Genomic DNA, 13711 nt, shown 5'->3' with positions numbered 1-13711 from the left:
TGATATTAGTTTTTTCCAGAAGTTATTTTTTCACCTTCGTAAGCCAGAGCCAGATCGCCTGCTTGGGCAAATGTCTGGGCGAGTTCAATTAGCTGTTGTCGCTCTTGCTCGTTAGCAATACCAGCCGGAGGAGGCATCCGTTTTTCTTTGATTTGGCGCACCGTTTCATGTCGTAAGGTGAGAGCCTGATTCGGATAATTCAGTATTAATATAGGATTCTGCTTGGCTGCGTTGTCTGGACTGTGGCAAACAACACAAGAATTTTCCCTTAGCTTGACCTCCAATGCTCGATAAGCAGCATCAACTTTAGCAACGTGTGGGTTCGATGAAGAAAATAAATGTGTATATAGTGTCACATAAGGCTGCTTCTTACCCCTAGCGTCATTCCAAACCCATTTACCATCCCATGCATGATTTATTTTTGGACGCTTTGGATCAACTACAGCTGAACGTAGCGAACCGATGAGCTTCTTTTGTTCTAGAAAGAAAAGTAATTCAGTAGTTTGCTGATAAGAATCCCACTTTTTCGATGAATGCCAGAACGGATAAGGAAAATCTCCAATATCAAGCTGATTCCGAAACTGAGTCGGCAGGTGGATGACAATCAGATTGTTTATCTGTTCAACCTTGGGTTCACCTTTAAACATAAAGGTAGAAAGGTAAGTGCGTCGCCAGACCAAGGGATCAAATTCAGTTTTTTGATGATCTTTGAGATTATAGTTACCAACTTTATTTTGAGCGCCCCACAAGAAGGGTACGTTCATCGTGTCGCGGAGGATTGTTAACTTCGCGAGTTTGTCAGCGCATGAGTTGAAGGCAGCTAAATTTTTAGCATCAGAGACAACGGGACAAGCCGCCATGATTTCTTTGGCGATTTTCTTAGCTAGTACTATGTCCGGCGATGCGTCTTGTGCTGATGCTGTATTCTTGGCGTTGAATACTTGTGTTGTAGAGATCAAGAGGGCGATCGCGACTACTATGCTCAATAACCGCGTAGGCGCAGCCCGCCGCAGGCATCGCGAGTAAAATTTCTCAAAAGTAGGCATTGGGTAATTCTTCAACTCAATAGGATGCAAACAAGTTGTAGAGACACGAAATAGCACTTTCGCTCTTAACGCATCTCTAAGTCTGCCTTTCTAAACAGTGAAAGCTTTAAATTGTGACTTTTGTACCATCAAATTTGGTGAATGTGAAACCTTCAAAGTTTTCGCGGAACGTTAGCTTCTCGTCTTTGAGAATACCAATAGCGATCGCTTCGCCCAGAGCCAACGAAGCTGCTGCATCCGTGCGCCAGTGAATCCCCGCACTATCACGACCTAAGCCAATATTCGCCGCCAGTTTGTTCAATTCGCCGCCAACTGTCAGTGGTGGCCCTTGATATGGAATCAACTTGCTCGGATCTTTGGGATCGGGCACTACCGGATTCGGAATCACATAATTCTCATCAAATAGCGCCTTCAAGATTGTGACACTAGCACCTGCTGACACCGAAGCGCCCCCTGGATAAGAAGAGTGTAACGGTGCCCCTTCGGGGAAGGCTTGTGGTAGCAAATAGGATTTATTTTTGCTGAAGAAGCGATCGAGTGCTTCTGACTTGAAAACTTCAGAGTGAATCGGATAGTTGGTTTTATTCACCTTGTTGTTGTGAACTAATCCACCATAAGCCTCGGCTCGCAGACGACGATGTACGTAATACTTTTGCCAATAAGCCGCTCTAATTGCATGTGGACTAACCCAACCGATCAGAGATTGTGAATATCCTGGGCCAAATGTTCCAGAACCACCAGATTGTGTCTTTGACTTGTTGTAAGGATTACCGGCATTGTAAGGTGAACCAACACCGCCAGCTAGGGGATTATCACTGACTGGCTTGGCGAGTAGAATTAGAGCTGCATTTCCATAGACTGGCGGTGGTGTGTGGGCAATCTCTGACTGGTCGCGCCCGTTGATAAAGTAGCGACGGGTTGAGTCAAACTTAATCGTTCGACCAGGATCGCCACCATTTTGTACTAGCAACCACTCGTCATAGTTAGTTTGGAAACTGTTTTCGGGAATAGCTAGAGGAACACGGTTAAGTTGAGCATAACTATGTGTTCCTGCGGGTATTGGACGCAGTAAAAACTGGGAGACATAAGGGCCCACATCTACCCCTGGTAATGTGTGGTAGATCGTTCGACCAGAGGCATCAACGTAAATCGCAGTGCCTCGAAACAGCAGTTCGGGTGTAACCCGGCCGTTTTGTTTAGGCCCTTTAAATGCTGATAACCGATTCAGATCCTTAACAGCCGCCAAAATCAGCGGGTTAGTTGTATCATTGCGGAATTCGCTAAAAGGTACATCCTGCAAGAGTTGTTGCCAAGCAATTTCCAGGAATTCAGCCCCCTGTTCTGCACTATCCAGGGTGGGTGGTACTGGAATCGCCAATTGGCAAGTATTCACCCCACTCAAGCTAATTGCTAATGGGGTGAGCGGTTGTACCAGCTTCCGTTTGCCGCCCAGGATGATCTTTTCATACTCGTTGGGATCGCCAGATTTCAGCGCATTAATAAAAGATTGATAAGCCTTCAGATCGACTTCGCCCAGTTGATTATGGGGCAATCCTCGTGTATCCGTGGCAATTTTGTTGGCATACTTCGCCTCATCTCCGTTGGTGGGATGGGGAGGAATGGGAATTTCCCGATTAACCTTGGCTGCTGTTGTACGGACTTGAAAGGCTTTCTCACGTAAGTCGCTATAGTTTGGCTTGACAGCAGCTTCCTGGGCCTGGACAATATTTTCTCCTTTCTTCAAGGAAAAGGATGAGCTAAAAACCCCTGCAACAACACTAGCTGCACTAAATAAGCCGGCGCGACCGAGAAATGAGCGTCTGCTGGCACGACCGAGGAATAATCTTCTACTACCTGTGTTAGTTTGAAATTGCTTAGTTTTTCTTATTTCACTATCAGCCTGAGCATTTTTTTCAGAATCTTGGTATTGGTTGGGATCTGCTTGCATTTTAAGTTGTTCTCCACTGGCAAAAAATAATTCAAAAATCCAGGCATGAGTAAATACATGAGTAGCTAAAAGCTAGAATCACTTTGAGCCACACACGGAATACCCACCTCCAAAGAAAGAAGGCAATCTCACTGAATTTATGATAAAATCTGGGGTTTTTCTAGTAAAAGGTAACTTGCACTGGAGATTATTCTCCTGACAGTTATGTAGGTATTTAATGCTAATATTCAAGCTTTGCTCGCATGGCTAATTACACTTCCGTAGTCTTAATTAGTCCGATAGCTTGTTGCCAGGATTCAAGTGTCGCTATATTAGCTGTACTTTCTTCCAGTTAGACCGTTAAAGACCTGTAAGTTTATCGATTTACCGTATTTTAGATGTTAAATCAGACTTTCCCACAAACGGTGATGAAAATCAAGAGGTTTTTACAATAAACTTAGCAAGAGTGCGAAAGCCCCGGAGTCAGAGGTACACAGCGCGTATTCTGTGCTACCGACGATGAAACGCTACACAGTGGGTTTTGGTGAAAGATCGAGTTGAGAGAATTAGGCGATCGCTTCTAGACAACATAAAATAAAAGCTACACACCACATTTGATAGATCCTTGATCCTTTAGCCTTTATTTGACTGTGAAAGTAAGCCCAACTGGGCATAAATTGGATGTACTATCTTTCCGATTCGGGGCAGTTGTCTACTAAAGAAATATGCTCCTAATATGCAACAAATACCACCAAATAGTAAAGCACTGGTAACACCAAAGTAACCTGCCAATGCTCCAAAAAATAAATTACCGAAAGGCAGTATTCCTAAGAAACCAGTTGTAAATATACTAGTTACTCTACCTCTTTTATCTTCCTCAAGAAGAATCGATTGCATAAAGTTATTAATTGAAGCCAGAGTCAGAGTATTATTCATCCCTATGATAAACATGAATACTAAACAAATCTCTAGATTGGTTGACTGGGAAAAAACTATTAAACCTAAACCTAAAGTTGCAGCAGAGCTTGCTATTATCTTCCCCAGTCCTATGACATTTTTTCTGGAAATGAGATAAATACCTGAAACAATCGAACCAAGAGCCGAAGCTGTCATTAAAAATCCCATAGTTTCTGCATTACCTTTCAAAACCTCTTGGGCAAAAATGGGCACTAGATTTACGTGAGTCATTCCCATAAAACAGATAATTATTTGTAATAACAATAAATATTTAATTGGCAAGAATTCGTATGCATAAACAAATCCTTCTTTGAGATTGTTCCAAATTTGAGATTTTTGAGTGGATGAATTATTTATAACTGGGTTTACTTTCACAGTTAAGATTGCAGATATAAATGGTAGATAACTCATACTATCTACTAAAAAGCAGGAAGCAGCACCAGACCTAGCAATCAGTAAACCCCCAATCATAGGACTAACAAACTTCGCTGTATTAATCAAGAATGAATGGGAAGCAATCGCACTATAAGTATCTGACTTCTTATCCAGAAGTCTGGGAATAATTACCTGACGTGCTGGCAAATCGAAAGCTTTCACCGTCCCCTGAATCGTACCAATGGCAATAATCCATGCAACATTGATGTTATCGCTAAGAGTTAGAAAAGTTAGGGTAGATGATAGCAGAATAGATACTAGCTGAGTAGTTAATAAGACATATCGTAAGTTCCACCGATCCAGTAAGACTCCTACCAAAGGAGTAATAATCAAGCCCGTAGCTTGATTTGTAAATCCAGCGACACCTACCAATACAGCCGAATTAGTTAATTGATAAACTAGCCAAACCAAAGCAATTTGAGTCATCCAAGACCCAAAGAAAGATAAGCTTTCTCCGATAACAAAACAAGAAAAATTTAGAGATTTAAGCGCAGATGGGAGTTCAAAATAAACAAACTTTAGTTTATCTTTTTGGAAGTTCTCTCTATTACTTGGTAGCATGAGTATTTCCCTGTTTGAAAATTGTTGCAGCCCTGTTTTGTCAAAATAGACTTCACTTGAAAATATGTAACTAGTGGTTCGTAATGAGCAATTTATCGCTCAATTTCAACTAAAAAGTCCTGACTACGGACTTTCACAACCCATCAAAACTAATGACAGGAACCACTAGAGATCAAAAGTCTTCATCCTTTGTTACTAATTTTTTTGATGAAGTTTCAGCAGACTTGCATATCACCAGCCCTGCGAGAGCGTTAGCAATGCTTAATGTTAGTAATACAGAAAGTTTGTGTGCTTACTATTAGATCAAAAAATAACTGACCCATTACTAGACTACATATCATACCATGTCTGGTCGAATACCCACAATTCTTACAAATCAACAGGAAAGGCAGGAGGAATACAGCCTCCTGCCGCCACCAGACGGAGCAAGGGTTTGAATCGCTCACAACTAACTTTACGTGGCCCCCGCTTCGGTGGGGTTGAATCCCCATCTGAGCGGAACCTTCTGCCTTCTCCCAAGGGAAGACGCTAAAAGCGCGATCTGCCTCCTGCCTTCGTCAACCCACAATCCCTACCGCAAAGCAGCAAAGGGTTTGGGTGATTGATGCTCAATTAAACTGTTGCTCTCAACCCCATCTAATTCCAAGCCACTAAATCGTTCGCGCAGCGTCTCACAGAGAAGATTTTGATAGAAGACTTAAACCCTTACTCTAAGCGCATAGTTTACCGCAGTAGGCATCGCGGCAGTTCTTGCGTAGGGCAGGAGGGATTACTGCCCTACGCAAGAACTGCCTCTCTTAATTAAATACTTGTTGAATGACTGGACTCCCGATCAAGATTTAGATGAATAGGCTTATCATCAGGCTTTTGGGTCTGCAATTCCCAAATATCACGTTTTCCTAGTTCTTGTTCCACTAATAACTGTAGATGATCTGGTAATTTCGTTGTTTGCCAAATAGACCAAATTTCTCCACAAAATAATTCTTTTTCAACTTGTCCAAAAAACATTGCTTTATTCTCCAGTAATGTCACAATTTCAGTTTGGTAGCTGCTAACTTAGGAAAGATGAAGTAACATAACAAAATTGTCATCCTTCATTCTTTCGCCATCTTTAAAATACAGGTACTATTCGCCCTTGATACTACTTGTTAATAAAATCTCTAACTTGTGGCTCGTTAAGTAACTTATTTAACTTCATGAATAAAAACATACATAAAATCACGGGATCAAGACATTTTATAAAGTAAAAGCCACCAAAAGGTATCCTCAATCAGTAGCAATCAATAATCAAAATTGCTTGATAGTAAATTAATCAGTAAATACTATAATTATTAGTAAATTGCCAAAATATAGCTTATCTATCAAGATATAAAATTAAAAAAAAGATGATAATTCAGGACTATTAAAAAAAATTCATAGCCCAGTTGTCATAAATAAAATATTAAGAATATCCTAATAATTAAGTGATACAGATGTAGTAACAGCGGCAATGTTCTGACAATAATGTGAGAAGAAAATTTCGCTTTGTAGTGAAATTAAAAATATCTATTTCCTGGTTTAATATAGAGTTCGAGTGATTACTTGTAATAAAATCTCTCAACGTAGGTTGGGTTGAACGACAGTGAAACCCAACATAAACAAGAATTAAATGTTGGGTTTTGTTCCTCAAATTAACCTACAGATATTATAAGTATTTAACCGAACCTGAGATTAATCGTAACTAATTATCCAGACATGATATCAATTCTTGATTGGGTAATAGTTTCAGCTTTCTACTTCGATTATTGCTTTATGGAATATCGATAACATCACATTTGCACTAATCAGGTATTAAACTGCCTAACCAAGTAACTATCTCATTCGGTGCAAGAAGTTAATTCAATGCACAAAAAGTACCAACTTATCTAGCCATTTTGATGCTTCGTTGTACGATTTGAACTGACTTTCACTGACACGAAACTCTTTAGTGTGAACCATTTTTCTGCCCCGAACCCACTTCGCACCATAGTACTTGTGCAGCAATTCGTGATACAACACAAACTCAACTACAAAGCCAGGTATATTAGCACGATCAAGGGTTAAACTCATCACTACTCTATCTCTAGCTGACTCGTAGTGTCCCAATTTGCGGTAAGTGTTAATTCGACTCCATGCTAGGCGTGGTTTAGCTAGACTTCCCGCAAAATATTCATGGTTAACTTTATCAAATAACTCATCCAAGTTATAAAACTTGCCTTGTGGATTTTCTGCCACTACCTCGGCAATCAAATCCAGTTCTAGCAATACATTGCTGTATTCTTCTGTACTTGCAAATGTCCTGATAAGTCGTGTATTATTTTGACTTTTACCAAAAATAGCAGATTCCACTAAAGCTTCTAATACTGCTTTGGGTGCATTTATAAATCCTTCACTAATTACAATTTTGGCTGCGCTATTAGACCTTTCACCCCGATATAGCCCAGCTAAATTAGTTATTTCCATCATTAGTTGGAGTGGCTGTTGACCACGTATACTCAGGATTTGTTTAGCACTTTCTAATAGATAGCCAGTAGTTTTCAAGTGGATTTGTAAATAGTGTTCATCTGTCAGAAACTTTATCCATGAGTAGATTCTACGGGATAGATGAGTTAGATTTGCTGGCGTTCCTTGCTGCTTAGAACATATTTTTTCAACTGTTGTTGCTGTTGTTATTAAAATTTTATTTAGTTGTTGTATTTGAGTTGAATCAGAATTAGGATTTGAAGCTAAATTAAAAATTTTATACAACAGAGCATTTTGTTGCACTTTGATATTTTTTAGACGAATACCCTCAACGTTCATTTAAGTTTTATAACTATAAAGAATAAGTAAGTTCTCACACCTCAATATTACTATTTGATCTCAGGTATAACTATTTGGTAAATTTGACGGCAATAAACTTACTGGCAACCTTGGTTTCCGGCAGTTTGAGGAATTATTCGAGGGTAAGAGACGAAGGCGTTGCTGTTATCATCGTCTTGAGTTTAGTCTCATTGCCACTCTGGCAAAATTTTATCGTTTATATTTTTTGCCGAGATAAATCCATCAAATTTGCCAGCTTGTAAACAACCCGTGCCCCAACATTACCATCCCACTCTGCATCACCAACTTCGCAGATATCAAAGCCAATAATTTTTCTCCCACTATTCACCAATTCCCGGAACAGACAAAAAGTTTGCTCTAATTCCAACCCACCTGGAACAGGAGTACCTGTACTCGGACAGAGTTTGGGATCTAGACCATCTACATCAAAGCTAATGTAAACATACTCAGGTAAATGACTGATAATTTCTCGGCATAAATCAATCCAAGTTGTTCCAGAGTAAAGCTTTTGCTTAATGGTTGGGTCGTAATAAGCAATAATGCGACTATCAGATTGGTCAATCATTTGCACTTCATCATGACTAATATCACGCAAACCTACCTGCACTAGTTTGGAAATTTGCGGTATTTTCATCGCATTAAACATAATAGACGCATGGGAAAACTCAAATCCCTCATAGGCATCGCGTAAATCTGCGTGGGCATCAATGTGCAAAATGCCATAATTTGCGTAGTTAGCCGCTAATGCTTGGAAATAACCTAAAGGCGAACTATGATCTCCACCAATAACTGCAACTCGCTTACCATTATTAATTGCTTCTTGACAATTTTCAAACAACCATTGATTAATCTGTTGACCAGCCTGATTAATTTCTGTCAAAACAGGTGTTAAATCTGGTGTATCTGAGAGTTGTTTACCTTGGGCTAATCGCTCAATAATTTTTGCTGCCAAAGTGCGGTAATATGTGTTCTTTTCTAAAATATCCTGGGAAATTTCCACCATGAAAATTCCCTGCTTCCAGCCATTAGGGTTATCAAAATCGAACAAATCCAGTTGAGTCGAAGCTTCTAGAATTCGCTGTGGGCCGTTAGCAGTGCCAGCACCATAAGAAACAGTGACTTCCCACGGTACACCAAAGACAATCAGGTTTGCAGACTCGTAATTGCAGGGTAAACCTAAGAGGTTGCCATTTACTTCACCTATGCCGCTGGGATTGTAGTCTTGTAGTTGATTACTCATCAAATATCTTCTGGATTTACGTGGATAGACAGCACGCCGCCTAGTGGACATCTGCATTGTAATCAAAATTTTTCACAGGCGCTAAACTACGGTTAGCTGATAAAAGTCATCAGTTTTCTTTTAGGGTAATTTAGGATACTCAGTACTAGCGATCGCAAAGTAAATATAAAATAAATAAACAAACCCTAGATTCTGATATCAGCTTAATATCAGGTTTGGTTAAACCCAAAAAATAAAAATGTATAGGTTGGGTTTCACTCAGTTCAACTTACTTAACCCGCTTAACTTCAAATCCCCGCAACCCTTCTGGTTCTTCATACTCAACCACAACATCTTTCACCACAGCAGCAGGTGGCCCAGAGTGACACCAGCGAACCATGTTATCTACAACCTCTCGCGCCCCTTCAAAGACTGCTTCTACTCGATTATCGGGGAGATTCCGCACCCAACCGCTTAATCCCAACTGACTAGCTGTGTCCACAGTCGAATAGCGATAACCCACTCCTTGGACTCGGCCAGAAATGAATACATGGGCGCGGATGATCTTTGGCAGTGCTGTGGAATTCTGCATAGACTGGTCTAATCTTTACGATTTCCAGTTTACCTAGTTTGTGTATACACAATCTGTTTTTAACTCCAACTCGTGAAATTAATTGTGGTCTTCATGATTGCGAGGTCTATAGTAGCGATCGCGATTATCTCACTCTTCATCACGTAATTTCTGCTTGCCACCGACTATATTTCTGAACAGATCCCCTATTGCCATAATTTTCCTGCTGAGTTGGCGAATCTTTTTATCCAGGGCTACTTTAGTAGTTTGTCTAATGCTTGTAGCAGATACCGCAGATTGCAGGTGTAGATAAAAATAAAATCATTCCTATCTTTGGGAGTGTAGCAAGGTAGTGATAAAGTATTTTTTACTCCCTACTAATTGTTGTGAATTTAATTAATCAGTAGTCAGTTTTTCAATTTGTAATTTTGAAGTGTTTATGTCTAACCTGCCACCACTCAATACAGAAACAATTTGGGCAATTCTTGAAGATAAATTTGATGATGCTACAGTTAATCAGTTGCTATGGCATTATTTAGGCTATCGCTATGACTCTTCAACTGCACAATGGGACACTAACCAAGTTGCACCAGAATGGCAGAATGAGTACCCACAACCACCAGATTTCATTGAATCTCGCCCTGCGACAGTTAAGTTGACTCGTTCCATTCCTACTGAAAATAAACAAATGTTAAAAGAAAAATTAGGTTTCAAAGGTTATAAAATTGGGGAATTTGGGCCTCGACAAACTCGTAGGGCAACAGCAGCAAATTGGTTATTAAGTTATCTGCAACAAAGTAACGGCAAGCTTGAGTAATCCTATTAGCAGATATTCAGCAAAAGCCGGATGTTTTTTGCTGAATATCTGCTGTATTAAAGTTAATAAAAAACTATTTGCTTCTCTTCTTGACTTTTGTAGCTATATGCAGATTTTTTTTGAAATCATTAAATTTATTCTGATGTTTTGCATTACATTTAATCTGTATTTTCGTCAGTTAACAAATGCTATAAAAAGCTAATACTCAAAAAATTATAGTTTTAATTAATAAAATGTTTATCAATTATTCCTGAAGATAGAAGCATTCACGATCTAATTATTTCTCTAGAGCTATTTGCAAATTCAATTGAGCATTAGAGAATATCTCTATCAACCTATAATATTACAAAAACTTCTATGGCAAAGCCAATTGAATTTAATTTATTTGCACCTTACAACAAAGGAGCCGCATTAATTGGTTCTTTTTCTGATTGGCAAGAAATTCCAATGGAAAGAGGTGATGATGGTTATTTCCGCACAAGTGTTGAACTAGAAGATGGCGTTTATAAATATAAATTCCGCGTTCAGTCAAATTCATGGTTTTTTGAACCAGAACAATGGGTTGATGTTACAGATCCTTATGCAACTGACATAGATGAACAAAGTGGAAAAGATGATGGTATTATCCGAGTCAAAGATGGGAAAAAGATTACCGATACTTATGTTTGGCAACATGATGATAAACCTTTACCTGCTGACCACGAATTAGTAATTTATGAATTGCACGTTGGTGACTTTTCTGGTGGTGAGGACGATCCTTATGCACGAGGTAAGTACAAACACGTCATTGAAAAGTTAGACTATTTGTGTGAACTAGGAATCAATGCTATTGAGTTGATGCCACTTAAAGAATATCCTGGTGATTATAGCTGGGGTTATAATCCCCGCCACTTCTTTGCAACAGAATCAAGTTATGGTTCGACTACTGAGTTGAAAAATTTGATTGATGAGTGTCATGCTAAAGGGATTCGCGTAATTCTTGATGGTATTTATAACCACTCAGAAGCATCCGCTCCCTTAACACAAATTGACCACGATTATTGGTATCATCACGAACCTCGTGACCCTGATAATAACTGGGGGCCTGAATTTAATTACGAACATTATGACGAAAAATTAGATATTAAGCCAGCGTGGAAATTTATTAGTGAGGCAATTCGTTTTTGGATTGGGGAATATCACCTTGACGGTATTCGCTATGATGCAGCGCGGCAAATTGCCAACTACGATTTCATGCATTGGATTGTTCAGGAAGCTAAAAAAACTGCTAGCATGAAGCCTTTTTATAATGTTGCAGAACACATTCCTGAAACTACTAGTATTACCAATGTAGATGGGCCAATGGATGGTTGCTGGCATGACAGTTTTTATCACTGCATTTTAGAACATATCTGTGGTGATACATTTGATTTAGAGCGTCTCAAAGATGTGATTGACTGCAAGCGCCAAGGCTTTATGGGTGCAACCAATGTGGTAAATTACCTCACTAACCACGACCATAACCATGTCATGGTTGAATTGGGGAACCGTGAGATTTTTGATGAAGAAGCCTTTAGGCGGGCCAAATTAGGAGTAGCCATCCTAATGACTGCTGTTGGCGTACCTTTGATTTGGATGGGAGAAGAATTTGGCGAGTATAAGCCTAAACAACCTGAATCATCCAAAATCGATTGGACGCTGTTAGGGAATGATTTAAATCGTAGTTTATTTGATTCATACAAAGGCTTAACCAACCTGCGTAAAAGCAATCATGCCCTCTATACAGAAAATATTGATTTTATCCACGAAAATGCAGAGGCAAAAGTATTAGCTTATACTCGTTGGAATGATGAAGGTTCTCGTGTAGTCGTAATTGCAAATTTCTCAGAAAACTTCCTAGCTGAATATCATGTTCCTAACTTTCCTAGCGCTGGTACATGGCACGAGTGGACAGGCAATTATGATGTCGAAGCTGGTGAGGATGGCATTATAACTGACTTGGGGCCATACGAAGCCAAAGTGTTTGTATGGCAGTAATCATATACACTACGACTCATTCAGTAGTCCAATAGCAAAGAAAAGGGGGAAGATATTTCCCCTTTTTCAGTTATTATCTTACTCATGTACAGTTTCATTAGAAATTTGTCAAGTAAAAAATAAGCTATTTTAAAATCTCATGGGTTTGTGTTACACTTTTGAGTTGAAGTGCGTATAGAAAATTGTCAGACCATCCCATGCACAACACATTATTTAATAGTAATATCGACAACGCTAACATTGAGAACGATCGCATTTTATTAACTCCCAATGAAGTCAAATCAAAATTACCTTTAACACAATTAGCGGAACAAAGAGTTTTAGCATATAGGCAAGAAATAGAACATATCCTGGATTTTCAAGATCGCAGAAAATTTATAGTAGTTGGCCCATGCTCAATCCACGACCCAAAAGCAGCGCTCGAATATTCTGAGAGATTGAAAATATTGGCCGAGCGAGTCCAGGATAACTTGCTACTAATTATGCGAGTGTACTTTGAAAAACCAAGGACAACCGTAGGCTGGAAAGGGTTAATTAACGATCCAGATATGGATGATTCTTTTCATGTAGAGAATGGGTTATTAATTGCACGGGATCTATTATTAAAAATTACAGAGTTGGGATTACCTGCTGGTACAGAAGCACTAGATCCAATCATCCCTCAATACATTAGTGAACTGATTACATGGTCTGCCATTGGAGCGCGCACAACCGAATCACAAACTCACCGCGAAATGGCAAGTGGACTTTCGATGCCTGTGGGTTTTAAAAATGGTACTGACGGCAATATTCAAGTAGCTTTGAATGCTCTCCAATCAGCTGGAAACCCGCATAATTTTCTGGGAATTAATCAAAATGGACAGGTCAGCGTATTTAAAACTAAAGGTAATGGTTACGGTCACGTAATTTTAAGGGGTGGTAGTCAACCCAATTTTGATCTAGCAAATGTCAAACTGGTAGAAGAGAAATTAAAACAGGCAAATTTACCACCCAGAATTGTTATCGACTGTAGCCACGGCAATACTAATAAAGATTACAAATTACAAGGTGCTGTCTTAGAAAATATTATTCAGCAAATAGTGGATGGTAATACATCAATAGTTGGCATGATGCTGGAATCACATTTGCACGAAGGTAGTCAGCCAATTACTGGTAGAGAAGAATTAAAATATGGTATTTCTGTAACTGATAAATGTATTGGTTGGGAAGAAACCGAAAAAATTATTTTGGCTGCTCACGAAAAACTTAAATAAAGACTAAGTGATACAGGGTTAGCGCGTCTCAAAGCCTATTGACAATAGGACTTGCCTGATATAGCAAT

General features: G+C 39.3%; 11 protein-coding genes. 4 read left to right on the top strand and 7 right to left on the bottom strand.

Annotated features, from left to right (window positions below):
• Positions 1-5 precede the first annotated feature (5 nt).
• From HWQ44_RS07010 to HWQ44_RS07000, 3 genes are all read right to left on the bottom strand, one after another.
• Entirely contained in the window at positions 6-1046 is a 1041-nt protein-coding gene (locus tag HWQ44_RS07010) for a hypothetical protein (protein WP_292716745.1), read from the bottom strand.
• A 106-nt stretch (positions 1047-1152) separates the two neighbouring features.
• On the bottom strand, positions 1153-2994 hold the full coding sequence (locus tag HWQ44_RS07005) for a vanadium-dependent haloperoxidase (protein WP_292716743.1): 1842 nt from the start codon (positions 2992-2994) through the stop codon (positions 1153-1155).
• Between the two features lie 612 nt (positions 2995-3606).
• On the bottom strand, positions 3607-4926 hold the full coding sequence (locus tag HWQ44_RS07000; protein ID WP_292716740.1) for an MFS transporter: 1320 nt from the start codon (positions 4924-4926) through the stop codon (positions 3607-3609).
• Between the two features lie 152 nt (positions 4927-5078).
• Here HWQ44_RS07000 and HWQ44_RS06995 point away from each other — a divergent pair, with 152 nt between their 5' ends.
• Positions 5079-5228, top strand: coding sequence for a hypothetical protein (locus tag HWQ44_RS06995; RefSeq protein ID WP_292716738.1), 150 nt, complete (start codon positions 5079-5081; stop codon positions 5226-5228).
• Positions 5229-5727: 499 nt separating this feature from the next.
• On the opposite strand, the gene HWQ44_RS06990 is transcribed toward HWQ44_RS06995, so the two are convergent.
• The 4 genes from HWQ44_RS06990 to HWQ44_RS06975 all read right to left on the bottom strand — a co-directional run bounded on the left by HWQ44_RS06990 (position 5728) and on the right by HWQ44_RS06975 (position 9578).
• Positions 5728-5934, bottom strand: coding sequence for a hypothetical protein (locus tag HWQ44_RS06990; protein ID WP_292716735.1), 207 nt, complete (start codon positions 5932-5934; stop codon positions 5728-5730).
• An 870-nt stretch (positions 5935-6804) separates the two neighbouring features.
• Positions 6805-7746: a M48 family peptidase gene (locus tag HWQ44_RS06985; RefSeq protein ID WP_292716732.1), complete on the bottom strand. Its 942-nt coding sequence runs from the start codon at positions 7744-7746 to the stop codon at positions 6805-6807.
• Between the two features lie 217 nt (positions 7747-7963).
• Positions 7964-9007: an agmatinase SpeB gene (speB, locus tag HWQ44_RS06980; protein WP_292716729.1), complete on the bottom strand. Its 1044-nt coding sequence runs from the start codon at positions 9005-9007 to the stop codon at positions 7964-7966.
• 268 nt (positions 9008-9275) lie between these two features.
• Entirely contained in the window at positions 9276-9578 is a 303-nt protein-coding gene (locus HWQ44_RS06975; RefSeq protein ID WP_292716726.1) for an acylphosphatase, read from the bottom strand.
• Positions 9579-9996: 418 nt separating this feature from the next.
• Here HWQ44_RS06975 and HWQ44_RS06970 point away from each other — a divergent pair, with 418 nt between their 5' ends.
• The 3 genes from HWQ44_RS06970 to HWQ44_RS06960 all read left to right on the top strand — a co-directional run bounded on the left by HWQ44_RS06970 (position 9997) and on the right by HWQ44_RS06960 (position 13643).
• Positions 9997-10374 (top strand): DUF1823 family protein, encoded by a 378-nt coding sequence (locus HWQ44_RS06970; RefSeq protein WP_292716724.1) that lies wholly within the window; start codon positions 9997-9999, stop codon positions 10372-10374.
• Positions 10375-10731: 357 nt separating this feature from the next.
• Entirely contained in the window at positions 10732-12390 is a 1659-nt protein-coding gene (locus HWQ44_RS06965) for an alpha-amylase family glycosyl hydrolase (RefSeq protein ID WP_292716720.1), read from the top strand.
• 197 nt (positions 12391-12587) lie between these two features.
• Positions 12588-13643, top strand: coding sequence for a 3-deoxy-7-phosphoheptulonate synthase (locus HWQ44_RS06960; RefSeq protein WP_292716717.1), 1056 nt, complete (start codon positions 12588-12590; stop codon positions 13641-13643).
• Positions 13644-13711 lie beyond the last annotated feature (68 nt).

Source organism: Nostoc sp. JL34 (assembly GCF_017114945.1).
Taxonomy (GTDB): Bacteria; Cyanobacteriota; Cyanobacteriia; order Cyanobacteriales; family Nostocaceae; genus Nostoc.
Note: the sequence above shows the minus strand (reverse complement) of the source record. Positions and strands in the feature narration are given on the sequence as shown.